The sequence below is a fragment of the Variovorax sp. DAIF25 genome (assembly GCF_050711835.1).
Taxonomy (GTDB): domain Bacteria; phylum Pseudomonadota; class Gammaproteobacteria; order Burkholderiales; family Burkholderiaceae_C; genus Variovorax.
In genome coordinates this window covers 5,090,904-5,115,564 of record NZ_CP136636.1, presented here as the reverse complement: position 1 = coordinate 5,115,564, position 24,661 = coordinate 5,090,904, and the positions used below count along the sequence as shown (strand labels likewise).

At 70.0% G+C, this 24,661-nt stretch carries 23 protein-coding genes; 17 read left to right on the top strand and 6 right to left on the bottom strand.

The window, feature by feature from the left end:
- Window positions 1–20 precede the first annotated feature (20 nt).
- On the bottom strand, window positions 21–698 hold the full coding sequence (locus R0232_RS23545; RefSeq protein WP_057594849.1) for a heavy metal response regulator transcription factor: 678 nt from the start codon (window positions 696–698) through the stop codon (window positions 21–23).
- Window positions 699–860: 162 nt separating this feature from the next.
- On the opposite strand from R0232_RS23545, the gene czcI reads away from it, so the two are divergent.
- From czcI to R0232_RS23515, 6 genes are all read left to right on the top strand, one after another.
- On the top strand, window positions 861–1,238 hold the full coding sequence (gene czcI, locus R0232_RS23540) for a cation efflux protein, CzcI family (RefSeq protein WP_296775998.1): 378 nt from the start codon (window positions 861–863) through the stop codon (window positions 1,236–1,238).
- Between the two features lie 104 nt (window positions 1,239–1,342).
- A complete protein-coding gene (locus R0232_RS23535) occupies window positions 1,343–2,737 on the top strand; it encodes a TolC family protein (protein WP_431509591.1) in 1,395 nt (464 codons plus the stop codon).
- A gap of 8 nt (window positions 2,738–2,745) precedes the next feature.
- Complete coding sequence (locus R0232_RS23530) at window positions 2,746–4,191, top strand: efflux RND transporter periplasmic adaptor subunit (RefSeq protein ID WP_431509590.1); 1,446 nt, start codon at window positions 2,746–2,748, stop codon at window positions 4,189–4,191.
- Between the two features lie 9 nt (window positions 4,192–4,200).
- Window positions 4,201–7,464, top strand: a complete 3,264-nt coding sequence (locus R0232_RS23525; protein WP_431509589.1) for a CusA/CzcA family heavy metal efflux RND transporter — start codon at window positions 4,201–4,203, stop codon at window positions 7,462–7,464.
- On the top strand, window positions 7,454–8,356 hold the full coding sequence (locus R0232_RS23520) for a cation diffusion facilitator family transporter (RefSeq protein ID WP_431509588.1): 903 nt from the start codon (window positions 7,454–7,456) through the stop codon (window positions 8,354–8,356). The genes R0232_RS23525 and R0232_RS23520 overlap by 11 nt, the downstream gene beginning before the upstream one ends.
- A 58-nt stretch (window positions 8,357–8,414) precedes the next feature.
- On the top strand, window positions 8,415–8,789 hold the full coding sequence (locus R0232_RS23515) for a hypothetical protein (protein WP_431509587.1): 375 nt from the start codon (window positions 8,415–8,417) through the stop codon (window positions 8,787–8,789).
- Here R0232_RS23515 and mog read toward each other — a convergent pair.
- Both mog and yjgA read right to left on the bottom strand, forming a co-directional pair.
- Window positions 8,786–9,376 carry a molybdopterin adenylyltransferase gene (gene mog / locus R0232_RS23510; RefSeq protein ID WP_431509586.1) on the bottom strand — a complete coding sequence of 197 codons (591 nt, stop codon included), beginning with the start codon at window positions 9,374–9,376 and terminating at the stop codon, window positions 8,786–8,788. The two genes, R0232_RS23515 and mog, sit on opposite strands and share 4 nt — an antisense overlap.
- A complete protein-coding gene (gene yjgA / locus R0232_RS23505; RefSeq protein WP_093339460.1) occupies window positions 9,373–10,029 on the bottom strand; it encodes a ribosome biogenesis factor YjgA in 657 nt (218 codons plus the stop codon). Before yjgA ends, mog begins: the two co-directional genes overlap by 4 nt.
- A 105-nt stretch (window positions 10,030–10,134) precedes the next feature.
- On the opposite strand from yjgA, the gene pmbA reads away from it, so the two are divergent.
- Window positions 10,135–11,505 carry a metalloprotease PmbA gene (gene pmbA, locus R0232_RS23500; protein WP_431509585.1) on the top strand — a complete coding sequence of 457 codons (1,371 nt, stop codon included), beginning with the start codon at window positions 10,135–10,137 and terminating at the stop codon, window positions 11,503–11,505.
- 13 nt (window positions 11,506–11,518) lie between these two features.
- Here the strand turns inward: pmbA and R0232_RS23495 are convergent, their stop codons facing one another.
- Genes R0232_RS23495 through R0232_RS23485 form a run of 3 tightly spaced genes read right to left on the bottom strand, consistent with a single transcriptional unit; the run spans window position 11,519 to window position 14,713 of the window.
- Window positions 11,519–12,499 (bottom strand): Bug family tripartite tricarboxylate transporter substrate binding protein, encoded by a 981-nt coding sequence (locus tag R0232_RS23495; protein WP_431509584.1) that lies wholly within the window; start codon window positions 12,497–12,499, stop codon window positions 11,519–11,521.
- 40 nt (window positions 12,500–12,539) lie between these two features.
- Window positions 12,540–13,682, bottom strand: a complete 1,143-nt coding sequence (locus tag R0232_RS23490; protein WP_431509583.1) for a CaiB/BaiF CoA transferase family protein — start codon at window positions 13,680–13,682, stop codon at window positions 12,540–12,542.
- A complete protein-coding gene (locus tag R0232_RS23485) occupies window positions 13,679–14,713 on the bottom strand; it encodes an HpcH/HpaI aldolase/citrate lyase family protein (RefSeq protein WP_431509582.1) in 1,035 nt (344 codons plus the stop codon). The genes R0232_RS23490 and R0232_RS23485 overlap by 4 nt, the downstream gene beginning before the upstream one ends.
- On the opposite strand from R0232_RS23485, the gene R0232_RS23480 reads away from it, so the two are divergent.
- The 10 genes from R0232_RS23480 (at window position 14,669) to R0232_RS23435 (ending at window position 24,657) form a co-directional block, all read left to right on the top strand.
- Complete coding sequence (locus R0232_RS23480) at window positions 14,669–15,553, top strand: LysR substrate-binding domain-containing protein (protein WP_431509581.1); 885 nt, start codon at window positions 14,669–14,671, stop codon at window positions 15,551–15,553. The two genes, R0232_RS23485 and R0232_RS23480, sit on opposite strands and share 45 nt — an antisense overlap.
- A complete protein-coding gene (locus R0232_RS23475) occupies window positions 15,550–15,717 on the top strand; it encodes a hypothetical protein (protein ID WP_431512958.1) in 168 nt (55 codons plus the stop codon). Before R0232_RS23480 ends, R0232_RS23475 begins: the two co-directional genes overlap by 4 nt.
- Before the next feature lie 70 nt (window positions 15,718–15,787).
- Window positions 15,788–16,759, top strand: a complete 972-nt coding sequence (locus R0232_RS23470) for a helix-turn-helix domain-containing protein (RefSeq protein ID WP_208513028.1) — start codon at window positions 15,788–15,790, stop codon at window positions 16,757–16,759.
- Window positions 16,760–16,925: 166 nt separating this feature from the next.
- On the top strand, window positions 16,926–18,218 hold the full coding sequence (locus R0232_RS23465; RefSeq protein ID WP_296799710.1) for an ABC transporter substrate-binding protein: 1,293 nt from the start codon (window positions 16,926–16,928) through the stop codon (window positions 18,216–18,218).
- Window positions 18,219–18,252: 34 nt separating this feature from the next.
- On the top strand, window positions 18,253–19,122 hold the full coding sequence (locus tag R0232_RS23460; RefSeq protein ID WP_057592131.1) for a carbohydrate ABC transporter permease: 870 nt from the start codon (window positions 18,253–18,255) through the stop codon (window positions 19,120–19,122).
- Window positions 19,119–20,018 (top strand): carbohydrate ABC transporter permease, encoded by a 900-nt coding sequence (locus R0232_RS23455; RefSeq protein ID WP_431509580.1) that lies wholly within the window; start codon window positions 19,119–19,121, stop codon window positions 20,016–20,018. The genes R0232_RS23460 and R0232_RS23455 overlap by 4 nt, the downstream gene beginning before the upstream one ends.
- Before the next feature lie 35 nt (window positions 20,019–20,053).
- The gene (locus R0232_RS23450) at window positions 20,054–21,157 is read left to right on the top strand and encodes an ABC transporter ATP-binding protein (protein WP_431509579.1); all 1,104 of its coding nucleotides are present in this window, start codon (window positions 20,054–20,056) and stop codon (window positions 21,155–21,157) included.
- A 39-nt stretch (window positions 21,158–21,196) separates the two neighbouring features.
- Window positions 21,197–22,243 carry an NAD(P)-dependent alcohol dehydrogenase gene (locus R0232_RS23445; protein WP_431509578.1) on the top strand — a complete coding sequence of 349 codons (1,047 nt, stop codon included), beginning with the start codon at window positions 21,197–21,199 and terminating at the stop codon, window positions 22,241–22,243.
- 228 nt (window positions 22,244–22,471) lie between these two features.
- Window positions 22,472–23,320: an SDR family oxidoreductase gene (locus R0232_RS23440; RefSeq protein WP_431509577.1), complete on the top strand. Its 849-nt coding sequence runs from the start codon at window positions 22,472–22,474 to the stop codon at window positions 23,318–23,320.
- Window positions 23,317–24,657 carry a flavin-containing monooxygenase gene (locus tag R0232_RS23435; RefSeq protein WP_431509576.1) on the top strand — a complete coding sequence of 447 codons (1,341 nt, stop codon included), beginning with the start codon at window positions 23,317–23,319 and terminating at the stop codon, window positions 24,655–24,657. The genes R0232_RS23440 and R0232_RS23435 overlap by 4 nt, the downstream gene beginning before the upstream one ends.
- The last annotated feature ends 4 nt before the right edge of the window (window positions 24,658–24,661 follow it).

The window sequence follows — 24,661 nt, the reverse complement described above, 5'->3', positions numbered from 1 at the left end:
GAGAAAGGGGGACCGGGCTCTCAGGCCCAGGAGCGGTCTTCGAGCACGTAGCCCATGCCGCGCACCGTGTGCAGCAGCTTCACCTCGAAGGGATCGTCGATCTTGCCGCGCAGCCGGCGGATCGCCACCTCGACCACGTTGGTGTCGCTGTCGAAGTTCATGTCCCACACCTGCTCGGCCAGCGTGGTGCGCGAGAGGATCTGGCCGCGCCGGCGCAGCAGCACCGTCAGCAGCATGAATTCCTTCGAGGTCAGGTCGACGCGCTTGCGCGCGCGCTGGCACTTGCGGCTCGCGAGGTCGAGCTCCAGATCGGCCAGACGCAACACGGTGGCGTCTTGGGCCTGGCCGCGGCGCAGCAGGGCCTGGATGCGCGCGAGCAGTTCCGAGAACGAGAAGGGCTTGACCAGGTAGTCGTCGGCGCCCTGCTGCAGGCCGTTGACGCGGTCCTCGACCTTGTCGCGCGCGGTCAGCACCAGCACCGGGACGTTCTTGGTGCGGCGTATCGCCTTGAGCACCGCGAATCCGTCGATGCCCGGGAGCATCACGTCGAGCAGGATCAGGCCGTAGTCGCCCTCGGTGGCCAGGTAGCGGCCTTCGATGCCGTCGCGCGCGATGTCGACGACGTAACCGTTCTCCTCCAGGCCTTTCTTGAGGTAGTCGCCCAGCTTGGGCTCGTCCTCGATGACAAGAATTCGCATCGCCGGATGGTAATGAAACAGGGCCCTCGCAGGGGGTTACAAATTCGTAATCCGCTTGACGGACAAAGCCGTGTCGAGGCGTCGTACAGTGCGCTGCACCCGCGTTCCGTGGGGTCTTGAAAGCCTCGGTGCCGCAGGTGCCGTCGATATACTCCCGCTCCCATGCGCCGCTGGCTGTTGATCTTCCTGGTGTTCCTGCTTCCGCTCCAGTACAGCTGGGCGATGTCGGCCGCCTATTGCGCGCACGAGCAGGACGCGCAGACACAGCACTGGGGCCACCACGAGCATCCGGGCAACGCGGCCGAAGACCGCAGTCACGCCGACGCGGGTACGTCGAAGGACGCCGGCAACGCGCCGAACCCCGCGATCGGCGACTGTGCCCTGTGCCACTTCGGTCATGCGCAGCATGCGGTGGCGGCGCCCGCCGAAGTGCCCGGCATCGCCTTCGTTCCGCAGGGCCCGCGCGCCGTGCTCGCCGAGTCCTTCGACTCCCACATCCCCGAAGTGCCCGTGCGCCCCGCATGGACTCTCGCCGCCTGATCCGGCGAGAGCACGCCTTCATTCCCTTTTCGCACTGACACCGTTCATGCACTGAGCTCTCGCCGGATTTTCCCGTTCGTTGTTTCGCAACCCAGGAGAATCCGATGCGCACGCTCTTCGTGCCGCTGGCCGTGTTGGCCTTGGCGGTACCCCCGGTCTTCGCCCAGCCTTCGCTGCCCACGCAGCAGGCCGCGACCGGCACTTCCACTTCTGCTGCCTCATCGCAGGCCTCCGCCAGCCTCGAGCCCGCGGGCCCGCTGACCCTGCGCAGCGCGCTCGCGCTGGCGTTCCAGGCCAACCCGGGCCTGTTCGCGGCCCGGCGCGAGCGCGAGGCCACCGATGGCGCGCTGGTGCAGGCCGGCGCCTGGCCCAATCCCACGCTCGACGTGACGCTCGAGGACACGCGGCGCGACAACCGCACCACCACCGTTCAACTGAGCCAGCCGATCGAGCTCGGCGGCAAGCGCGCGGCGCGCGTGAGCGCGGCCGAACGCGCGCGCGACCAGGCCGAATCCGCGCTCGCGGCCAAGCGCGCCGAGCTGCGCGCCACCGCGATCACGCTGTTCTTCGAGGTGCTCTCGGCGCAGGAACGGCTGCGACTGGCGCAGGACTCGGTGGGCCTCGCGCAGGCGGCCACGCGCGCCGCGGCCAACCGCGTGGCGGCCGGCAAGGTCTCGCCGCTCGAGGAAACCCGCTCGCGCGTGGCCGAGGCCGGCATCCGCGTCGAGCTGATGCAGGCCGAGGGCACCCTGCGCACGGCGCGCCAGCAGCTCGCGGCGCTGTGGGGCAATCCGGCGCCGCGCTTCACGCAGGTCGACGGCGCGGTCGACCGCCTGCCGCAGCCCCTGGGCGAGCAGGAGGTGGCGCTGCGCCGTGCCGAGGCACCGGCGCTGCGCCAGGCGCGGCTCGAGGTCGAGCGCCGGCGCGCGCTGTCCGAGCTGGAGCGCGCCAAGCGCATTCCCGACGTGACCGTGTCGCTGGGCGCCAAGCGCGTGCCGGCCTCCGAAGGCGAGGGCGGTGCCGGCAGTTCGCGCCGTGACCAGGTGGTGCTGGGCCTGTCGGTGCCGCTGCCGATCTTCGACACCAACCGCGGCAACCTCGCCGAGGCCCTGAGCCGCGAGGAGAAGGCGCGCGACGAGCTCGCCGCGGCCGAACTGCAGCTCGGCGCCGACCTGGCCCAGGCGAGCGAACGGCTGCGCTCGGCGCGTGCCACCGCCGAGACCCTGCAGCGCGACGCGCTGCCCGGCGCGGCCGAGGCCTGGCGCGCGGCCACCAAGGGCTTCGAGCTCGGCAAGTTCAGCTTCCTCGAGGCGCTCGATGCGCAGCGCACGCTGTTCCAGGTGCGCGCGCAGTACCTGCTGGCGCTGGCCGAGGCGCACCGCGCCGCGGGCGAACTCGACCGGCTGCTCGGCACCGAGGGCCTGTCCGACGACCTCGCCACCCCGGCCCCCATGGCCGCCATTCCCGCCGCCACCCCCCATTCCGCTGTCACCCGCTGAGGTTTCCCATGAGCATCGAACAAGAACGCAAGAACGCCGCGCCCGCCGTGGGCCGCAAGCAATGGATCGCGATCGCCGTCGTGCTGGCCGTGGGGCTGGCCGTCGGCGCGCTGATCCTGCGCACCGGAGGACCGTCGAAGCCCGCCGGCGGCCACGCCGAGTCGGCCGCGCATGCCGACGAGGAGCACCACGAGAGCGGCAAGGAGGCCGCCGGCCATGGCCATGACCACGAGGAGGCGAAGGGCCATGCCGATGGCGAGCACCACGAGGAGGAGGGCAAGGGCGAGAAGAAGGCCGAGGCCGGTGATGACGGCCACGGGCACGGGGCCAAGGAGGAGGCCAAGGGCGAAGCAAAGGGCGAAGCGAAGGGCGACGCCAAGGCCGAGCCCAAGGCCGCCGCCGGCGGGCACGAGGGCGAGGACCGCAGGATCGCCTTCACCGAGGCCCAGATCAAGGCCGCCGGCGTGGCGATCGAGACCACCGGCCCCGCGAACATCCGCACCGCGCTGCAGCTGCCGGGCGAGATCCGCTTCAACGAGGACCGCACGGCGCACGTGGTGCCGCGCGTGCCGGGCGTGGTCGACAGCGTGCCCGCCAACCTCGGGCAGGAGGTCAAGCGCGGCCAGGTGCTGGCGGTGATCTCGAGCCCGGCGCTGTCGGAGCAGCGCAGCGAGCTGCAGTCGGCGCAGCGCCGGCTCGAGCTGGCGCGCAGCACCTACGAGCGCGAGAAGAAGCTGTGGGAGGAGAAGATCTCGCCGCAGCAGGACTACCTGCAGGCGCAGCAGCTGATGCAGGAGGCGCAGATCGCGGTCGCCAACGCGAACCAGAAGCTGCTGGCGCTCGGCGCCGTGCCGGGCTCGGGCGGCGGCTCGCTGGGCCGCTACGAGCTGCGCGCGCCCTTCGACGGGCTGGTGGTCGAGAAGCACATCTCGCTCGGCGAATCGGTCAAGGAGGACGCCAACGTCTTCACCGTGTCCGACCTGTCCACCGTCTGGGCCGAGATCAGCGTGCCGGCGCAGCACCTGCCGCTGGTGCGCACCGGCGAGACGGTCCGCATCCGTTCCACCGCCTTCGACCAGGTGGCGCAGGGCAAGGTCTCGTACGTGGGCGCGCTGCTCGGTGCGCAGACGCGCACCGCGACCGCGCGCGTGACGCTGACCAACCCGCAGCGCGTGTGGCGCCCGGGGCTGTTCGTCAATGTCGAGCTGGTGGCCTCCGAGCTGCAGGCGCCGGTCACGGTGTCGGCCGAGGCGGTGCAGAGCGTGGAGGACAAGCCCACCGTGTTCCTGCGCGTGCCGGGCGGCTTCCTGCCGCAGGCGGTGCAGACCGGGCGCAGCGACGGACAGCGCATCGAGATCACCGGTGGCCTGAAGCCGGGCCAGGCCTATGCCGCCGCGGGCAGCTTCGTCGTCAAGTCCCAGCAGGGCAAGGCCTCTGCGACCCACACCCACTGAGGACGCACGATGTTCGAACGTGTGATCCGATTCGCCATCGAGCAGCGCTGGCTGGTGCTGCTCGCGGTGCTGGGCATGGCCGCGCTCGGCGTGTTCAGCTACCAGAAGCTGCCCATCGACGCGGTGCCCGACATCACCAACGTGCAGGTGCAGATCAACACCGCCGCGCCCGGCTACTCGCCGCTCGAGACCGAGCAGCGCGTGACCTACCCGATCGAGACCGTGATGGCCGGCCTGCCGGGCCTGCAGCAGACGCGCTCGCTGTCGCGCTACGGGCTGTCGCAGGTGACGGTGATCTTCAAGGACGGCACCGACATCTACTTCGCGCGCCAGCTCGTCAACGAGCGCATCCAGTCGGCGCGCGAGAAGATGCCCGAGGGGATCTCGCCGGTGGTGGGGCCGATCTCCACCGGCCTGGGCGAGATCTACCTCTGGACCGTGGAGACGGAGGAGGGCGCGAAGCGGCCCGACGGCCAGCCCTACACGTCCACCGACCTGCGCGAGATCCAGGACTGGATCATCAAGCCGCAGCTGCGCAACGTGCCGGGCGTGACCGAGATCAACTCCATCGGTGGCTATGCCAAGGAGTTCCAGATCGCGCCCGATCCCGCCAAGCTGCTCGCGCACGGCCTCACGATGACCGACATCGTGACCGCGCTCGAGCGCAACAACGCCAACGTGGGCGCGGGCTACATCGAGAAGCGCGGCGAGCAGTACCTGATCCGCGCGCCGGGCCAGGTGAAGTCGGCCGAGGACATCGGCAACGTGATCCTCGGCAACGCGCAGGGCGTGCCGCTGCGCGTGTCCGACGTGGCGCAGGTCGGCATCGGCCAGGAGCTGCGCACGGGCGCGGCCACCGACAACGGCCGCGAGGTGGTGCTCGGCACGGTGTTCATGCTGATCGGCGAGAACAGCCGCAGCGTCTCGCAGGCGGTGGACCGCAAGATGCAGGAGATCAACCGCACCCTGCCCGAGGGCGTGAAGGCGGTGACGGTGTACGACCGCACGGTGCTGGTCGACAAGGCCATCGCCACGGTGAAGAAGAACCTGCTGGAGGGCGCGGTGCTGGTGATCGCGATCCTGTTCCTGTTCCTCGGCAACATCCGCGCGGCCATCATCACCGCGCTGGTGATCCCGCTGTCGATGCTGTTCACCTTCACCGGCATGGTGAACCAGCGCATCAGCGCCAACCTCATGAGCCTGGGCGCGCTCGACTTCGGCATCATCATCGACGGCGCGGTGGTGATCGTGGAGAACTGCGTGCGGCGCCTGGCCCATGCGCAGGCCCACAAGGGCCGGCCGCTCACGCGCAGCGAGCGCTTCCACGAGGTCTTCGCGGCCTCGCAGGAGGCGCGCCGGCCGCTGCTGTTCGGCCAGCTCATCATCATGATCGTGTACCTGCCGATCTTCGCGCTCACCGGCGTCGAGGGAAAGCTGTTCCACCCGATGGCCTTCACCGTGGTGATCGCGCTGCTGGGCGCGATGATCCTGTCGATCACCTTCATCCCCGCGGCCGTGGCGCTGTTCATCGGCAGCAAGGTCGGCGAGAAGGAGAACCGGCTGATGTCGTGGGCGCGCCGCGCCTATGCGCCGCTGCTGGCACGCGTGATGAACGCCAAGCCGCTGGTGATCACGCTGGCCTCGGTGGCGGTGGTGCTGTCGGGCCTGCTGGCCACGCGCCTGGGCACCGAGTTCGTGCCCAGCCTCAGCGAGGGCGACTTCGCGATCCAGGCGCTGCGCATCCCGGGCACCAGCCTCACGCAGTCGGTCGAGATGCAGCAGCAGCTCGAGCGCACGCTGAAGGCGAAATTCCCCGAGATCGAGCGCGTGTTCGCGCGCACCGGCACGGCCGAGATCGCTTCCGACCCGATGCCGCCGAACATCTCCGACGGCTACATCATGCTCAAGCCCGAGAGCGAATGGCCCACGCCCCGGCGCAGCCGCGCCGAGCTGCTGGTGGCGGTGCAGGAGGAGGTCGAGAAGCTGCCGGGCAACAACTACGAGTTCTCGCAACCGATCCAGCTGCGCTTCAACGAGCTGATCTCGGGCGTGCGCAGCGACGTGGCGGTGAAGATCTTCGGCGACGACATGGCGGTGCTCGAGAAGACCGCCGCGCAGGTGGCCGGCGTGCTCAACGGCATCGGCGGCGCGGCCGAGGTCAAGGTCGAGCAGACCACGGGCCTGCCGATGCTCACGGTGGAGATCGACCGCGGCAAGACCGCGCGCTACGGCCTCAACGTGGGCGACGTGCAGGACGCGGTCTCGACCGCGGTCGGCGGCCGCGAAGCGGGCATCCTGTTCGACGGCGACCGGCGCTTCGGCATCGTGGTGCGCCTGCCCGAGAACCTGCGCACCGACCTGGAGGCGATCCAGCGGCTGCCGATCGCGCTGCCGCGCGGCACGGCGGCGCCCGCGGGCATCGCCGGCAGCACGGTGCAGGGCGCGACCGGCGCCGCGCCCGAGGGCCAGCGCCTGAGCTTCATCCCGCTCGGCGAGGTCGCCACGCTGTCGGTCGCGCCCGGTCCCAACCAGATCAGCCGCGAGGACGGCAAGCGCCGCATCGTGGTCAGCGCCAACGTGCGCGGGCGCGACCTCGGCTCCTTCGTGGCCGAGGCCGAGCAGGCGATGCAGTCGGTGCGCATTCCCGTGGGCTACTGGACCGACTGGGGCGGCCAGTACGAGAACCTCGAGTCGGCGACCAAGCGGCTGCAGATCGTGGTGCCGGTGTCGCTGCTGCTGGTGTTCGTGCTGCTGTTCGCGATGTTCGGCAACCTCAAGGACGGCCTGCTGGTCTTCACCGGCATCCCGTTCGCGCTCACCGGCGGCATCGTGGCGCTGTGGCTGCGCGACATCCCGCTGTCGATCTCGGCCGCGGTGGGCTTCATCGCGCTGTCGGGCGTGGCGGTGCTCAACGGGCTGGTGATGCTGTCGTTCATCCGCAACCTGCGCGAGGGCGGCCTGCCGCTCGACGCCGCGATCCGCGAGGGCGCGCTGACCCGGCTGCGGCCGGTGCTGATGACCGCGCTGGTGGCCTCGCTGGGCTTCGTGCCGATGGCCATCGCCACCGGCACCGGCGCCGAGGTGCAGCGGCCGTTGGCCACGGTGGTGATCGGCGGTATCCTGTCCTCGACCGCGCTCACGCTGCTGGTGCTTCCGCTGCTCTACCGCATCGCGCACCGGCGCGACGAGGAAGAGACCGAGGAGGAAGCCCGCGAACGGCAGCAGGGCGCGCCGATCGACCCCGAACCGCGAGCCGCATCCCATGGCCCATGAGCATTCGCACGGCGCCGGCGCGAACGAGAAGGCACTGCGCTGGGCGCTGCTGCTGACCTCGACCTACCTCGTGGCGGAGGTGGTCGGCGGGCTGGTCTCGGGCAGCCTCGCGCTGCTGTCCGATGCCGCCCACATGTTCACCGACACGGTGGCGCTGGCGATCTCGCTGGCCGCCATCCGCATCGGCCAGCGGCCGGCCGACCGGCGCCGCACCTTCGGCTACCACCGCTTCGAGATCCTCGCGGCGGTGCTCAACGCGGTGCTGCTGTTCCTGGTGGCGATCTACGTGCTCTACGAGGCCTGGCGGCGCATCGCGGCGCCGGCCGAGATCCAGTCGACCATGATGCTGCTGGTGGCCGCGGGCGGGCTGGTCGTCAACCTGATCGGCATGCGCCTGCTGGCCGGCGGCAAGGACAAGAGCCTCAACGTCAAGGGCGCCTACCTCGAGGTCTGGGCCGACATGCTGGGCTCGGTGGGCGTGATCGTCGGCGCCCTGGTGATCCGCTACACCGGCTGGGCCTGGGTCGACTCGCTGATCGCGGTGGCCATCGGCCTGTGGGTGCTGCCGCGCACCTGGCGCCTGCTGCGCGAGAGCCTCAACGTGCTGCTCGAGGGCGTGCCCGACGAGGTCGACCTGCCCGAGATCGAGCGCGCGCTGCTCGCGAGCGAGGGCGTGGCCAGCCTGCACGACCTGCACGTGTGGGCGCTGTCCAGCGGCAAGGTGAGCCTCAGCGTGCACGTGGTGAGCGCGTCCGGCGTCGACGACCTCGCGCCGCTGGTGCAGCGGCTGCGCGCGCTGCTGGCCGAGCGCTTCGACATCCACCATTCGACCGTGCAGGCCGAGCGCGTGCCGTGCGAGCAGGCGGGGGAGACGCACGGCTTCGGCGCCTGAGCGCTTCGTGACTCGCGGATGGCGCACAATCCGCCGCGAATCACAGCACACAGGACCGATGAGCCGCAGCCACCGCCAGTCTTATTCGCCCGCCATCGAGGCGGCCGCCGCCCGCGAGCCGCGGCGCCGCAAGGGCGACGCACCCTCGCATGCGCCGATGGCCTTCGACGCGGCATCGGCGCCCGCGACCTCCGCGCCCCCCACGAGGACCTGGCGCTCGACCGTGGTCGGCGCCGCCATCGGCTTCGGCATCGTGCTGGCGCTGGCCATGCAATGGCTCATGACCTGGCAGATCGACAGCGCGCAGCAGCGCCGCGAGCAGCAGAAGCAGCTGCGCGCGGCCGCCTCGCGCTGCTACGAGCAGGCGTCGAATGCCGCGGTGCAGGCCTGCCTCAAGGAGGTCGAGGCCAGGAGCGCGGCGGTCCAGCCCTAACGCGCGGGCCGGATCGCCGACTTCGGACGGAAGGCCTTGCAGACCGTGTCGTCGGTCTCGAGGTAGGGCCCGCCGATCAGGTCGATGCAGTAGGGCACGGCCGCGAAGATGCCGGGCACGAGTTGCGTGCCCTCGGCGTCCTTCAAGCCTTCGAGCGTTTCCGCGATCGACTTGGGCTGGCCCGGCAGGTTGATGATCAGGCTCCTGTCGCGGATCACCGCGACCTGGCGCGAGAGGATCGCGGTCGGCACGAAGCGCAGGCTGATCTGGCGCATCTGCTCGCCGAAGCCCGGCATCTCCTTGTGCGCCACGGCCAGCGTGGCCTCGGGCGTCACGTCGCGCAGCGCGGGGCCGGTGCCGCCGGTGGTCAGCACCAGCGAGCAGCCGGCGTCGACCAGCTCGATCAGCGCGGCGCTGATGCCGGGTGCTTCGTCGGGGATGAGCCGGGGCTCGAAGTCGATCGGGTTGCGGAGCGCGCGGCGCAGCCAGTCCTGCAGCGCGGGCAGGCCCTTGTCCTCATAGGCGCCGCTCGAGGCGCGGTCGCTGATCGAGACGATGCCGATGCGTACCGGATCGAAACCGCTCATGCATCCTCCTCCCGGCCCTGTTCCGCCGCGGCCGCCGCATGGTCGTCGCCGCCATGCACCGCGAGCTGCTCGCGCACGAGCTGGAACACCTCGCGGTAGGCCTTGCCCTGGCGCGGCGCCTCGCCGGCCGGGCCGGCCTTGATGTCCTTGCGCGCCTGGCGCACGAGGGCGCGCAGCTGCTGGGCATCGGTGGCCGGGTGGGTCTCGATCCAGCCGCCGAGCGCATCGTCGTCGGCGATCAGGCGGTCGCGCCAGCGTTCGGCCTCGTGCAGCAGCGCGGTCTCCGCGGCCGGGCCGCTGGACTGCTCGGCCAGCGCGGCGCGGATCGCCTCGATGGTGGGCTCGTCGAGCTTGCGCATCAGCTTGCCGATGAACTGCATCTGGCGGCGCTTGCCCTCGAAATTGGTGATGCGCCTGGCCTCGTGGATCGCCTCGACCAGCTTCTCGCCGAGCGGCAGCGCGTCGAACAGCGCGGCGCGCAGGGTCATGAGCTCTTCGCCGAGCTTCTGCAGTTCGGCGCTCTCGCGCTTGAGGTCGGTGCGGCTGGCGTCGTCGGTGCCCTTGAGCTCGCGCTTGAGCTCCAGGTCGAGTTCGCTGCCTTCGGCGACGAACTGGCCGCGGACGAAGTAGCCTTTTTTGGGTTTGCGGGACATGGGGATGGATTCTGTGCCGCGCCGCGCGGCGGTGCAACGCGGCGGGACCGAGGGGAAAACGGTGCCAAACGGGAAACGGGGGGCGCAAGTATCATAGCCACCCACATGACGACCTCTTCCTCGCGCGCCGACTCCGGCTTCGCCTACAGCCGCTCCTTCTTCGAAAACCTGGTCGATTCGGCCCTGGCGCATGCCAAGAAGCTGGGGGCCACCAACGCGGGGGCCGAAGCTTCCGAGGGCTGCGGCCTCAGCGTCTCGGTGCGCAAGGGCGAACTCGAGAACGTCGAGCGCAACCGCGACAAGTCGCTGGGCGTCACCGTCTACGTCGGCCACCGGCGCGGCAATGCCAGCACCTCCGACTTCTCCGAGGCGGCCATCGCGCAGACCGTGCAGGCGGCCTACGACATCGCGCGCTTCACGGCCGAGGACCCGGTCAGCGGCCTGCCCGACGAGGCCGACATCGCCAAGGAGCATCCCGACCTCGACCTGTTCCACCCCTGGGAGGTCACGAGCGAGCAGGCCGCCAAGCTGGCGCTCGAGTGCGAGGCGGCCGCGCTGTCGACCGACAAGCGCATCACCAACAGCGAAGGCGCGGGCGTCTCGGCCCAGCAGAGCCACTTCTTCAGCGCCCACACCCACGGTTTCCGCGGCGGCTACGCGAGCTCGCGCCACTCGATCTCGGTGGCGCCGATCGCCGGCAAGGGCGACAACATGCAGCGCGACGCCTGGTACAGCTCGATGCGCTCGGCCGACGAGCTCGCGAGCCCGCAGGCCGTGGGCCGCTATGCCGCCGAGCGCGCGCTGAGCCGCCTGAAGTCGCGCAAGATCAAGACGGTGGAATGCCCGGTGCTGTTCGAGTCGCCGCTGGCCGCGGGCCTGCTCGGCGGGCTGGTGCAGGCCACCAGCGGCGGCGCGCTCTACCGCAAGAGCACCTTCCTGCTCGACTCGCTCGGCAAGCCGGTGCTGCCTTCGCACGTCGACGTCAGCGAAGACCCGCACGTGCTGCGTGGCAAGGGCAGCTCGCCCTTCGACGACGAGGGCGTGGTCACGCGGGCGCGCAAGGTGGTCGACGCGGGCCGGCTCGAGGGCTACTTCCTCTCGACCTACTCGGCGCGCAAGCTCGGCATGAAGACCACCGGCAATGCCGGCGGCTCGCACAACCTGGTGCTGAGCTCGCGCCTCACGCAGGCCGGCGACGACCTCGACGCCATGCTGCAGAAGCTGGGCACCGGCCTGTTCGTCATCGAGCTGATGGGGCAGGGCGTGAACTACGTGACCGGCGACTACTCGCGCGGCGCCAGCGGCTTCTGGGTCGAGAAGGGCCGCATCGCGTTCCCGGTGGAGGAGATCACCATCGCCGGCAACCTCAAGGACATGCTGATGGGGATTGAAGCCATCGGGGCCGATGCTTACACTTTCGGCGCCAAGACGACGGGCTCGCTGCTGGTCAACCGCATGAAGGTGGCAGGCAGCTGAAAGCGGGCAGACTCTAGTCGATCTGGATGCCGGCCTGCTTGATCAGCTGGCTCCAGCGTGACAGATCGGCCGAGGTCTGCTGGCGCAGTTCTTCGACCGTGGGGGCGTAGATGCTGGCGCCCATTTTTCGGAATTTCTCGCGCAGGCCGGACGATGCCTTGGCTTTCTCCACTGCCTGGCGCATGCGCTCGATGTCCCGTGCTGGCGTGCCGGCGGGCGCATACAGCGCGATCCACAGGTCGCCGACCAGGCCGGGAACGGTCTCCCGGGCCGTCGGCAGCTCGGGCAGGAATTCGCTGCGCTGCTCGGAGAACAGGGCCAAGGCCTTGACATCGCGGCGGTTCAAGTAGGGCATGGCCGAGGGCAGGGTGCTGACCAGCATCTGTATGCGCCCGGCCATCAGCTCGGTCATGGCCGGCGCCACGCCGCGAAACGGCACATGGGAGGCGTCTACCTTCTCGGCGCGTTTGAGGAATTCCATGAGGATGTGCGAGTAGGTGCCGTTGCCCGCCGAGCCGAAGAAGTACTTGCCGGGCGCCTCGCGCAGCGCGGTCAGCAGCTCGGCCAGGGTGGAGGGGGCGAAGTCCTTGTGGACGAGCAGCACATGGGGCACGGTGGCGATGCCGCTGACGGGGGCGAAGTCGCGCAGCGTGTCGAATCCCGGGTTCTTGAACAGGCTCGGGTTCATGGTGATGATGCTGGCCGAAGTCAGCAGCCAGACATTGCTGCCGGCCTCGGCGCGTGCCACGTGTGCGGCGCCGACATTGCCGCCGCCGCCACCCCGGTTCTCGACCACGACGGGGCCGGCGAGTTCGCCGCGCAGTTGCGGCTCCAGCACGCGTGCCACGATATCGTTGGAGCCGCCGGGCGCGGCGGGAACGACCAGTGTGACGAGGGGCGTGGTGCCCGCGCGCGCAGGCGTTGCCAGTAGCAGCAAGGCTGTCGCCAACGCTGCCAGCGTGGTCAGGTGCAGCAGGTGGTTCAGGTTGCGCAAGAAGGCCATGGTTGTCTCCGTCATTGTGTTGGGATGCGTTTCAGGTGCGCGGCGGCACCAGGTGCTGGTGCTCGCCCAGCGCCGGCCCCAGGCTGCGTATGGCGCCCGGAGTGCGCGACAGGCGGGGAAAGACGTTGTGCATGGCAAGCGGGCTGCCGTCGGCGCCGGCCACGCTGGTGATGCTGGCGCGGGCGCGCACATGTTCGTCATCCATCAGCTGCTTCACGTCGAGCACGGGCCCCACGGTCACCCCCCACTGCTCGAAGTGCGCCAGGTTCTCCCGCAGGCTGCGCGCGGCGGTGAAGTCGCCGATCAGCGCATCGAGCGCATCGATATGCCGCAGGCGATCGGCGTTGGTAGCGAAGCGCGGGTCGTTGCACAGGTCCTTGCGGCCGATGGCCTCCAGAATGCGTTCGGCCATGCGCTGGGTGGAGCCCGACATCACCAGCCAGCGCCCGTCCGCGCACTGGTAGGCATTGCGCGGGGCCGCGATGGCGGCGCGGTTGCCCATGCGCCGGGGCAGTTGGCCCGTGCGCTGAAAGATCGCCGGATCAGGGCCCAGCACGGCCAGCATGGGCTCCAGCAGGGACAGGTCCACGACCTGCCCCTGCCCGCCATGGGTCTCCACCTCGCGCAGGGCGAACATGGCCGCGCCCACGCCGGCCAGTCCCGCGATCATGTCGGCCAGGCCCAGGTTGGGCAGGGCGGGGGGCTTGTCGGGAAAGCCGTTTTTCTCGGCAAAGCCGGAGAAGGCCTCGACCAGGGTGCCGAAGCCGGGCCGGTGCGCATAGGGGCCGGTCTGCCCCCAGCCCGAGATGCGCACTATCACGAGCCGGGGATTGCGTTGCAGCAAGACGGTGGGCCCCAGGCCGAATTTCTCCATGGCGCCGTGGCGAAAGCTCTCGACCAGGATCTGCGCGGACTCGGCCAGCTGCAGCAGGCTTTGCACATCGGCACTGTCGTGCAGGTCCAGGCAGATGCTCTTCTTGTTGCGAGCATAGACCTGCCACCACAGCGACTGACCGTCGTTCTTCCAGTCGCGCAGCGTGTCGCCGCCGGGGGCCTCGACCTTGATGACCTCGGCGCCGAAGTCGGCCAGTTGCAGCGTGAGCATGTTGCCCGCGGCCAGGCGCGAGAGGTCGAGCACGCGGATGCCGCGCAGCGCGAGAGGGGTGGTGTTCATGCGTTTTCTCCCGCGTCCAGCAGCAGGCGGCGCGCGCGTTCCGCGATCGGCGCATCGACCATGCGGCCCGCGACGGCCACGGCGCCCTGTCCCCGTGACAAGGCATGCTGGTAGGCCGAAACGATGTCGCGGGCCTGCTGCAGATCCTCCTGGCTGACGCCGAAACACGAGTGCAGCGCCGCCAGCTGGGCCGGGTGGATGCAGGCGGCGCCGCGCATTCCCAGGGCGCGCGACAGGTCGGCCAGTTCCCTGAACTGAGCCAGGTCGGCATAGTTTCCTATGGTCCCTGCCAGCCCCACGGGATGCAGCCCGGCCGCCAGCGCCGCGATGGCCACGGCCTGCGCCGGCATGGCCAGCGTGCGCGGCGTAGGCGGCACACCCAGGGCGGTGGCGAAGTCCTCGCCGCCGAAGGCCACCGATGCGAGGCGGGGCGATGCGTGGACGATCTCGTCGAGCCGCAGCATCGCCAGGGGAGTCTCCACGATGGCTTGGAGATGCAAGGCGCTCATGCCGCGGGCGTCGACCAGCGCTGCGACGCGCAGCACGTCGGCGGCCGACTCCACCTTGGGGATCACCAAGCCGTCACAGCCCGCCGACAGCGCGGCCTCGGTGTCCGCACGCAGCAGGCCCTCGCCGGCATTGATGCGCACGAACAAGGAGCAGGCCCCCTTCAGGCCGGCGATGGCCGGCGCCAGCAGTGCGCGTGCCTGCGCCTTGTGCGCGGGGGCGACGGCGTCTTCGAGGTCCAGCACGATGGCATCGGCTCCATACTGTGCGGCGCGCGCCATGAAGCGCGTTGCCGTGGCAGGGATGTACAGCAGGGATCGGAGACGAGGGAGCATGGACTTGGGATGGAAGGGGGCGGCAAGCACAATGTAGGCAGTACCCCGCTGCCCGTGGCTGAGGAATTCAGAACCGGGCTTCTCCCAAATCGAATGCCCCTGCGGACCCTCGTGGAACTGCGCCAACTGCGATACCTCGTCGCCGTGATCGACGCCCAGAGCATCACGCGCGCCTGCGATGCGCTGCACGTGGTGCCGTCCGCCGTGAGCCACCAGCTCAAGCTGCTGGAGCTGGAGTTGCAAAGCGCGCTGCTGGTGCGCGGCCCGCTGGGCGTACAGCCCACGGCCACGGGCCGGCTGCTCTATGGCCAGGCCCTGGCCATACTGCGCCAGGTGGCCGATGCCAGGGCCTCGGTGCAGGCCGAGGAGTCGCAGGTGGCCGGCTCGGTGTCGGTGGCCATCGCGGGCAGCATCGCCCAGGCGCTGTCCGTTCCCCTGCTGGCGGCTTGCCGTGCGCGCTGGCCGGCCGTCATCCTGTCCCTGCATGAAGGGCTGAGCGGCCATCTGGTGGAGGGCGTGCACAGTGGCCGCTTCGACATGGCCGTGCTCTACGCGTCGGAGGCCACGGCCAGGCTGGAGACCCGGCCGGTCGTGCGCGAACCTTTCTTCTTCGGTTGCGCCCGGACCGAGGCCAGCGAAGGGGATGGCAAGCCCATGTCGCTGCGGGAGCTGGCGCGGCAGCCGCTGCTGCTGCCCAGCCTGCCCAATGCCACGCGCGGCGCGCTGGACCGGGCCTTTGCGCCGCTCGACATCGGCTACCAGGTGGCCGGTGAGGTGAACTCCACGGCCACCCAGGTCGCAGCGGTGCTCGCGGGCCTGGGGCCCAGCGTCTTTCCCTGGATCAGCCTGCGCTTGCTACGGCCACGCCGGCGGTTGGTGGTTCGTCCCCTGGATGCCGAGCGCATGTACCGCGACGTGGTCATGGCTATCAAGCCCCAGGCCGTGCACACCCGTGCTGCCATTGCCATCCATGAACTGATCGACGGATTGCTGGGCGATATCTATGGTCCGTTGCGGACCCTGCCATGAAGGCGCCGTTGTGCATCAAAGGCTCGGCTTGCGCCGCACCAACGCGGGTGATTCCGCAAGCCAGGCCGATGGGGATTGAAGCCATCGGGGCCGATGCTTACACTTTCGGCGCCAAGACGACGGGCTCGCTGCTGGTCAACCGCATGAAGGTCGCTGGCGCCTGAGGCCACGCCGCACGGGCGCCGCGGCGGCGGCACCAGGGTTCGAGCCTTGCCGATCCCCGGGGAGACAACAATGAGCAGAACACAGCGCGCCGCCCGCAAACCCGAACTCGAACACGAACTGCTGCGCGACCCGCGCCTGGGCTTCGAGCCCGCGGGCGGCGGCACCGTGCGCTGTCTGCAGCACGGTGTGCCCTGGCCCTTCGACTGCTGGCACTACCACGACGAGTACGAGCTGCAGATCATCAACCGCACCACCGGCCAGGCCTTCGTGGGCAACCACATCGGCCGCTTCGAGCCCGGCTACGTGGCGCTGGTGGGGGCGCGGCTGCCGCACACCTGGATCTCCGACGACGTGCCGGCCGACGGCATCGCCGACCGCAGCATGGTGATCCACTTCCGCGAGGAGCCGCTGCGCAAGGGCTCGGCGCTGTTCCCCGAGATCGACGCGGTGCTGCCGATGCTCGACCGCGCGCGCCGCGGCATCGAGTTCTTCGGCATCGGCGAGCTGGCGCGCGAGCGCTTCCAGCGCGTGCAGGCGCACGAGGGCATGGCGCGGCTGGCGGAGTTCATCGGCCTGCTGCACGAGCTCGCGCGCTGGGAGGACTGGCGCCTGATCTCGAGCGAGGACGAACCCTCCGACGGCGATCCGGCCACCAGCACGCGCATGCGCCGCGTGCTCGACCACCTCGACGAGCACCTGGCCGAGGAGATCTCGCTGGCCTCGGTCAGCGCCATCGCGAACATGGCCGAGAGCAGCTTCTCGCGCTACTTCCACCGCCAGATGGGCAGCACCTTCACCGAGTTCGTGACCCGGCTGCGCATCGCCAAGGCCTGCCAGATGCTGCAGACCTCGGACCGGCTGGTCAGCGACATCTGCTACGAGGTCGGCTTCTTCAACATCGCCAACTTCAACCGCCGCTTCCTGCAGCACAAGGGCATGACGCCCAGCGCCTACCGCCAGCAGGCGCAGGAACGCTTCGGGCTGCGCACGGTCCACTACCCGCCCACGACCCCGGTAAAACCCCAGTCGGCCTGGTCATGAAAGTACCAGTACCCCGGTTGGGGGGTACGCGGCACCGCTGAGCCGCTGCATACGCTTCACCCCGTCCCGTCGCTGTCGCGCCGCCCCCCGAAAAGGGCGTCCGGCACGGCGGGCTTGTTCCCCGGCTTCGGCCGGCGATCCGCAACAAGTTCAACGGAGACAAGCGATGTTCAAAGAATCCGCAGGGAGGCGCGTCCGGGTCCGCACGCTGCTCGTGGCGCTGCTGGCGGCCGGTGCCGCCGGTGGAGCGCTCGCGCAGGCCGCGTCGTGCAAGGAGGACGTGCGGGTGCTGGCGCAGCCGCGTGACGGCCTGACCCTGCTCGAAAAGTACAAGGACGAGTTCAAGACCCTGGCCGGCGCCTCGTTCAGCATCGACAACCTCAACGAGAACGACCGCCGCACCAAGACGCGCGCCGATGCCTCGACCGTGGGCAAGTACCACGTCTACTACGTGGACGAGGCCAACGTGCCGTTGTTCGCGCAGTCGAAGTGGATCGTGCCGCTCGCGAAGTACTACCCGGCCGACTACGACTACGCCGACTTCGATCCCGGCCGCCAGAAGGTCGCCACCTACGCGGGCGAGGCCTGGTTCGCGCCGCTGACCGGCGGCGGCGACCTGATGGTCTACCGCAAGGACCTGCTCGAGAAGGCCGGCATCAAGCCGCCGGCCACGCTCGAGGAGTTCGTGGCCGCCGCGAAGAAGCTCAACGACCCGGCCAACGGCGTCTACGGCGTGGCGCTGCGCGGCCAGCGCGGCTCGGGCGCCAACGTGTGGCGCTGGATGCCCTACTTCCGCGGCTACGGCGGCCAGTGGTTCGACGGCGACAAGCCGGTGTTCGACTCGCCCGCGGCGCTCAAGGCCACGCAGACCTACCTCGAGCTCTTCAAGTACTCGGCGCCCGGCACCAAGACCGGTGGCTGGGACGAGGCCACCGGCGCCTTCCTCGCGGGCAAGGTCGCGATGCTGGTCGAGTCGACCCCGCTCGCGGGCAATGCGCTCGATCCCAAGATGTCGACCGTGATCGGCAAGATCGCCTATGCCACGCCGCCCGCGCCGCTGACCGGCGGCGGCTACGGCCACGGCCTGGCGATCGGCGCCAAGGCCAACAAGAGCGAGGAGGCGAAGAAGTGCGCCGGCCTTTTCATCGCCTGGGCCACCTCGAAGAAGAACGAGCAGCGCCGCCTCGCCGAGGGCCAGTTCGGCGAACTGAACCGCACCAGCGTGCTGGGCAGTCCCGAGTTCTCCAAGCGCTACGGCGCCGACCTCGGCAAGGCGCTGGCCGACACCGGCAAGCTCACCGCGGTCAACTTCTGGCAGGACCCGGCCTGGCCCGACCTCGGCGACCGCTGGGGGATCATCCTCGAGGAGTTGATCACCGGTTCGCGCACCGACATCCAGGCCGGCCTCGACGAGCTCGACGGCTACGCCAAGCAGCTGATCGCGCGGCGCCGCAAGTGAGCCGCCCGGCCCCGCGTTCCTTGCGAGTCCCGCGATGACCCTTCACAAGACCCGACTGCCGCTCGTCTTCATCGGCCCCGGCCTGCTCGTGCTCGCGGTGCTGGCGCTGGTGCCCACCGTGTTCGCCATCGCCGTGTCGCTGCAGGACCGCGAGCTCGGCCAGTCCGACATCGGCTGGGTGTGGTTCTCCAACTACCTGCAGCTGTTCTCGGACCGGCGCTTCCTCAACTCGGTCGGCGTCTCGCTGACCTGGGAGCTGCTGACCGTGAGCGCCACCATGGGGCTCGCGGTGCTGCTCGGCGTGCTGCTGTTCCAGAGCGCCACGCCGCGCTGGCGCAATGTGCTGTGCATGCTGTTCATCGTGCCGGTGCTGCTGCCGCGCGTATCGGCCGCCTTCGTCTGGAAGTTCGCCTTCCATCCGCTGTTCGGCCTCTTGACCTGGCCCTACAAGGCGATCACCGGCGAGCCGCTGGACCTGCTCGCGCAGCCGCTGACGGCGCTGCTCACGGTGGCCTTCGTCGACGTCTGGCAGTGGGGCCTGTTCTTCGCGGTGATCGTGCTCAAGCTGCTCGAGACCCTGCCGCCGCAGCCCTTCGAGGCGGCGCGCATGGACCATGCGAAGCCCTGGGAGGTCTACGCCTTCGTCGCGCTGCCGATGCTGCGCGCGCCGCTGATCAGCCTCACTTTCGTGAAGATGATCGAGTCGCTGCGCGCCTTCGACCTGATCTACGTGATGACGCGCGGCGGCCCCGGCATCTCGACCGAGACCCTCGACATGTATGCCTTCTCGCAGGGCTTCATCGAGTCGGGCCGCATCTCCTACGCCTCGAGCATGGCCGTGCTGATGATGGTGGCCTCGACCGTGGCCTTCACCTACCTCTGGAAATGGACCCGGCCCGCATGACCCCCGCCACGACTTCCGCCGCGCCCGTGCTGCGCGCCGGCGATGTGCCCGCCACCCGCCCGGCCGCGCGCCGGCGGCCGGGCCTCGGCACCCTGGTGGCGCGGCTGGTGCTCGCCGCCGCCGCGCTCTCGGCGCTGGTGCCGGTGCTCTGGACCTTCCTCAACTCGTTCAAGAACCGGGTCGACATCGTCTCGGCGACGCCGAAGTTCCTCTTCACGCCCACGCTCGAGAACTACGCCTACGTGCTGGGCCGCGAGGCGGTCGCGCAGGGGCTCGTCAACTCGCTCGTGGTGGTGGGCTCGGCGGTGCTGATCGGCGCGCTGCTGGGCCTGCCCGCGGCGTATGCGCTGGCGCGCTACCCGGTGCGGCGCGCCGACGACATCCAGTTCTTCGTGCTGTCGATGCGCTTCCTGCCGCCGGTGGCGGTGGCGATCCCGCTGATGGTGATCTGGCTGCAACTCGAGCTCTACGACACGCGCATCGCGCTGATCGTGACCTACACGCTGCTCACGCTGTCCACCGTGATCTGGCTCGCGATCCCGGCCTTCAAGGCGGTGCCCCGGGAGGTGGAGGAGGCCGGCCGCGTCGACGGCTACGGTCCCTACGCGATCTTCTTCAAGGTGGCGCTGCCGATCGCCGCGCGCTCGCTGGTCGGTGCCATCGCCTTCGGCTTCGTGCTGGTGTGGAACGAGTTCCTGATCGCGCTGATGCTGACCACCTCGGACGCCAAGACGCTGCCCATCGTGGCCTCGGAGCTGAGCCAGCTCGGGCGCGACGTGCCCTGGGGCATCCTGAATGCCTCCGTGATCCTGCTGTCGCTGCCGCCGCTCCTGATGATCGGCGTGCTCAGCGGCTTCCTCAACGCGGCCTTCAAGCGCAAGCGCGACGCCGCATGAAGACCGCGCATCCCCTTTCCGAGAGAAGCAACAACATGTCCGCAATCAGCTGTCACAAGATCATCAAGCGCTACGGCGACACGCAAGTGGTGCACCAGTTCGACCTCGACGTCTGCGACAACGAGTTCGTCGTCTTCCTCGGCCCCTCGGGCTGCGGCAAGTCGACCATCCTGCGCATGCTCGCGGGCCTGGAGGACATCAGCGGCGGCGAGCTGCTGATCGGCGGCACGCGCGTCAACGACCTGCCGCCGCAGGAGCGCGGCATCGCGATGGTGTTCCAGAACTACGCGCTCTATCCGCACATGAGTGTGCGCGACAACATCGCCTTCGGGCTCAAGCGCCTCAAGGTGCCCAAGAGCGAGATCGCGCGCCGCGTGAAGGAGGTGTCGGACACGCTGGGACTGGAGCGCTACCTCGAGCGCCGGCCGACCGAGCTCTCGGGCGGCCAGCAGCAGCGCGTGGCGATCGCGCGCGCGATGATCAAGACGCCCAAGGTGTTCCTGTTCGACGAGCCGCTGTCGAACCTCGACGCCAAGCTGCGCAACCACATGCGCGTGGAGATCGCGCGGCTGCACCAGACGCTGCGCACCACCACGGTCTACGTCACGCACGACCAGCACGAGGCCATGACCCTGGCCGACCGCATCGTGCTGCTGCGCGACGGCCGCATCGAGCAGGTGGGCTCGCCGCGCGAGATCTACGAGAACCCGCGCTCGGCCTTCGTGGCCGGCTTCATCGGCACGCCGCCGATGAACCTGCTCGAGATGACGGTGGCGCACGGCGACGGCGGTGCCGTGCTGCGCGGGCACGGCGGCACGGTGCGCGTGGATGCGCGCCGCTTCGCGCTCGAGGGGCGCGAGCGCGTCACGCTCGGCATCCGGCCGGCCCACCTGCTGGCGCTGCCCGACGACGCGGGCGCCTTCGTGGGCGAGGTGCAACTGGTGGAGTACCTGGGCAACGAGGTGCTCGTGAGCATCGGCGACGGCCCGGGCAGCGAGATCGCCGCGCTGGTGCATTCGGCGCGCGCGCCGCGGCTCGGCGAGCGCGTGCGCTTCGGCATCGACGCGGCCCAGCTCCACCTGTTCGACGCGCAGACCGGCGCCTCGCTGCGGCGCGACGCGGTGGCGCCGCTGCACTGAACCCCTTCATCGACTTCCTCTCAGAAACACCCGTCCTCCATGAAAGCCCTTGTCCTCGAGAAAGCCCACGAACTCGCGCTGCGCGAGATCGAGCTGCCGCCGCAGCCCTTCGGTGCGCGCGACGTGAAGATCCGCATGCACACCGTCGGCGTCTGCGGCAGCGACGTCCACTACTACCAGCACGGCGGCATCGGGCCCTACGTGGTCGACGCGCCGATGATCCTCGGCCACGAGGCCTCGGGCACGGTGGCCGAGGTCGGCGCCGAGGTCACGCACCTGCGGCCCGGCGACCGGGTCTGCATGGAGCCCGGCATTCCGCAGCTCGACTCGCGCGCGGTGCGCGAGGGCATCTACAACCTCGACCCGGCCGTGCGCTTCTGGGCCACGCCGCCGATCCACGGCTGCCTCACGCCCTATGTGGTGCATCCCGCGGCCTTCACCTTCCGCCTGCCCGACAACGTGAGCTTCGCCGAGGGCGCGATCGTCGAGCCGCTGGCGATCGGCCTGCAGGCCGCGAAGAAGGCCGCGCTCAAGCCCGGCGACGTGGCGGTGGTGGTGGGCGCCGGCACCATCGGCGCGATGACCGTGCTGGCCGCGCTCGCGGGCGGCGCGGCGCGCGTGATCCTGGCAGACCTGGTGCCTGAGAAGCTCGCGCTGTTCGCCGACAACCCGGCCGTGAGCACGGTGAACATCCGCGAGCGCAAGCTGGCGGACGCGGTGCGCGAGCTGACCGACGGCTGGGGTGTCAACGCGGTGTTCGAGGCCAGCGGCAGCGTGCGCGCCTTCGAGGGCATCTTCGAGCTCGCCTGCCCCGGCGGCTGCGTGGTGCTGGTCGGCATTCCACCGGCGCCGGTGGCCTTCGACATCGTCGCGATCCAGGCGAAGGAGCTGCGCATCGAGTCGGTGTTCCGCTACGCCAACATCTTCCCGCGCGCGCTCGCGCTGATCGCCTCGGGCCAGGTCGACGTCAAGCCCTTCATCTCGCGCACCTTCGCGTTCGAGGACGGCATCCGCGCCTTCGAGGAGGCCGCGGCGGGGCGGGCGACGGACGTGAAGATCCAGATCGAGTTTCCCGCCGAGGCTTGAGGCGGGGGAGCGGACAGCCGAACGCAGAAGACGCGAAGGTTCGCAGAAGCCGCAGAAGGACAGCCAAAACTTTTATTGGTTTCTTCTGCGACCTCTGCGCTCTTTTGGCTTTCTTCTGCGTTCGGCTGTCCGATCCCGCTTTCCGGCGTGCAAGGGAAAACGCCGGGGCGGTGCGGCAAAACGCGCCGCTACATTGGGGCGCATCTTTTTTCGAGCCGCGCTTCCCCGATGCCCCCTCGCTTTCGCAATGCCGTGCTGACGGGCGCCTGTGGCGGCCTGGGCCAGGCCTTGGCGCGCGGGCTGATCGCCGACGGCACGCAGGTGGCACTGGTGGGGCTCGACCGCGAACGGCTGCGCGCGCTCGAGGCACTGGCGCCCGATCGCTGCGCGGTCTACACGCCCGACGTGGCCGACACGGTGGCGATGCAGGCCATGGCCGCCGACTGGATGGCCCGGGCCGGCACGCCCGACCTGGTGATCGCCAACGCGGGCGTGGCCGGCGGCTTCGACACCGCGCAGGCCGAGGACCTCGCGGTGCTGCGCCGCATGCTCGAGATCAACCTGCTGGGCGCCGCCACCACCTTCCAGCCCTTCGTGGCCGCGATGCGTGGCGAGGCGCGCGGCGCGCTGGTCGGCATGGCCAGCATCGCGGGCTGGCGCGGCATGCCGGGCAACGGCGCCTACTGCGCGAGCAAGGCCGGGCTGATCCGCTACCTCGAGAGCCTGCGCGCCGAGTTGCGCGGCAGCGGCGTCGGGGTGCACACGGTGAGCCCGGGCTACATCCGCACCGCGCTGACCGCCGGCAACCGCTTCGCGATGCCGGGGCTGCTCGAGCCCGAGGAGGCCGCGCGCCGCACGCTCGCGGCGGTGGCCGCGGGCCGCGAGCGCATCGTGCTGCCGCGGCGCATCGGCTGGCTCTCGAAGGCGCTGGCTTGCCTGCCCGAGGCGCTGCACGACCGGCTCTTGCGCGGCCAGCCGCGCAAGCCGCGCGCGGGCGAGGCCGGCGCCACGCCGATCCCCGGGCTGCCACCCTTTTCATCACCGCCCTCGCCGAAGGAAGGCTCGCCGCCAACGTGACAGTGACAGTGCCCACCCACGAACAGATCGCGCTGATCGGCGCCGGCCCCTCGGGCCTCGCCGGTGCCCGCAACCTGCAGAAGCACGGCATTCCCTTCCAGGGTTTCGAGGCGCACAGCGACGTGGGCGGGCTGTGGGACATCGCGAACCCGCGCTCCACGGTCTACCACTCGGCGCACCTGATCTCGAGCAAGAGGACCACCGAGTTCAGCGAATTCCCGATGCCCGACACGGTGGCCGACTACCCGAGCCACCGCGAGCTGCGCCGTTACTTCAGCGACTTCGCCACGCGTTTCGGGCTGCGCGAGCACTACCGCTTCGGCACGCGCGTGCTGCGCGTGGAGCCGACCTCGGACGCACCCGACACCACCTGGCAGGTCAGCGTGGGCCCGGCCGACGGCGATGGCGAGGAGGGCGTGGAGACCTTCGAATTCAAGGGCGTGGTGATCGCCAACGGTACGCTGTCCGAGCCCAAGCATCCGCGCTTCGACGGCCACTTCGAGGGCGAGCTGCTGCACACCAGCGACTACAAGCATGCCGAGATCTTCAAGGGCAAGCGGGTGCTGATCGTGGGCGCGGGCAACTCGGGCTGCGACATCGCGGTCGATGCGGTGCACTACGCGAAGTGCGTGGACATCTCGGTGCGGCGCGGCTACTACTTCGTGCCCAAGTACGTGTTCGGCAAGCCGGCCGACACGCTCGGCGGCAGCAAGCCGCTGCCGCCATGGCTCAAGCAGCGGCTGGACGCCAAGGTGCTGCAGTGGTTCACAGGCGACCCCACGCGCTTCGGCTTTCCGAAGCCCGACTACCGCATGTACGAGTCGCACCCGATCGTCAATTCGCTGATCCTGCACCACATCGGCCATGGCGACATCGCGGTGCGCGCCGACGTCGAGCGGCTGGCCGGCCACACCGTGTACTTCAAGGACGGCGGCACGCACGACTACGACCTGATCCTCACCGCCACCGGCTATGCGCTGCACTACCCCTTCATCGACCGCGCGCTGCTCGACTGGCAGGGCATGGCGCCGCGGCTGCACCTCAACATCTTCTCGCCGCGCTTCGAGAACCTTGCGGTGCTCGGCATGATCGAGGCCAGCGGCATCGGCTGGCAGGGGCGCTACGAGCAGGCCGAGCTGGTGGCGCGCTACCTGCGCGCGCAGGCGGCGGGCTCGCCCAAGGCCGCGGCGCTGCGCGCGGCCGCCAAGGGTCCGCCGCCCGACCTGTCGGGCGGCTACAAGTACCTGCAGCTCGAGCGCATGGCCTATTACGTGCACAAGGACACCTACCGCGCCGCGGTGCGCGCCGCCTCGGCGGCGCTGGCCGATCCTTCCTGAGCCG

Bases quoted from the DNA above. Each gene is read 5' to 3' on its own strand.
- R0232_RS23545 (WP_057594849.1), bottom strand. From the start codon at position 698: ATGCGAATTCTTGTCATCGAGGACGAGCCCAAGCTGGGCGACTACCTC.
- czcI (WP_296775998.1), top strand. From the start codon at position 861: ATGCGCCGCTGGCTGTTGATCTTCCTGGTGTTCCTGCTTCCGCTCCAG.
- R0232_RS23535 (WP_431509591.1), top strand. From the start codon at position 1,343: ATGCGCACGCTCTTCGTGCCGCTGGCCGTGTTGGCCTTGGCGGTACCC.
- R0232_RS23530 (WP_431509590.1), top strand. From the start codon at position 2,746: ATGAGCATCGAACAAGAACGCAAGAACGCCGCGCCCGCCGTGGGCCGC.
- R0232_RS23525 (WP_431509589.1), top strand. From the start codon at position 4,201: ATGTTCGAACGTGTGATCCGATTCGCCATCGAGCAGCGCTGGCTGGTG.
- R0232_RS23520 (WP_431509588.1), top strand. From the start codon at position 7,454: ATGGCCCATGAGCATTCGCACGGCGCCGGCGCGAACGAGAAGGCACTG.
- R0232_RS23515 (WP_431509587.1), top strand. From the start codon at position 8,415: ATGAGCCGCAGCCACCGCCAGTCTTATTCGCCCGCCATCGAGGCGGCC.
- mog (WP_431509586.1), bottom strand. From the start codon at position 9,376: ATGAGCGGTTTCGATCCGGTACGCATCGGCATCGTCTCGATCAGCGAC.
- yjgA (WP_093339460.1), bottom strand. From the start codon at position 10,029: ATGTCCCGCAAACCCAAAAAAGGCTACTTCGTCCGCGGCCAGTTCGTC.
- pmbA (WP_431509585.1), top strand. From the start codon at position 10,135: ATGACGACCTCTTCCTCGCGCGCCGACTCCGGCTTCGCCTACAGCCGC.
- R0232_RS23490 (WP_431509583.1), bottom strand. From the start codon at position 13,682: ATGAACACCACCCCTCTCGCGCTGCGCGGCATCCGCGTGCTCGACCTC.
- R0232_RS23475 (WP_431512958.1), top strand. From the start codon at position 15,550: ATGAAGGCGCCGTTGTGCATCAAAGGCTCGGCTTGCGCCGCACCAACG.
- R0232_RS23470 (WP_208513028.1), top strand. From the start codon at position 15,788: ATGAGCAGAACACAGCGCGCCGCCCGCAAACCCGAACTCGAACACGAA.
- R0232_RS23465 (WP_296799710.1), top strand. From the start codon at position 16,926: ATGTTCAAAGAATCCGCAGGGAGGCGCGTCCGGGTCCGCACGCTGCTC.
- R0232_RS23460 (WP_057592131.1), top strand. From the start codon at position 18,253: ATGACCCTTCACAAGACCCGACTGCCGCTCGTCTTCATCGGCCCCGGC.
- R0232_RS23455 (WP_431509580.1), top strand. From the start codon at position 19,119: ATGACCCCCGCCACGACTTCCGCCGCGCCCGTGCTGCGCGCCGGCGAT.
- R0232_RS23450 (WP_431509579.1), top strand. From the start codon at position 20,054: ATGTCCGCAATCAGCTGTCACAAGATCATCAAGCGCTACGGCGACACG.
- R0232_RS23445 (WP_431509578.1), top strand. From the start codon at position 21,197: ATGAAAGCCCTTGTCCTCGAGAAAGCCCACGAACTCGCGCTGCGCGAG.
- R0232_RS23440 (WP_431509577.1), top strand. From the start codon at position 22,472: ATGCCCCCTCGCTTTCGCAATGCCGTGCTGACGGGCGCCTGTGGCGGC.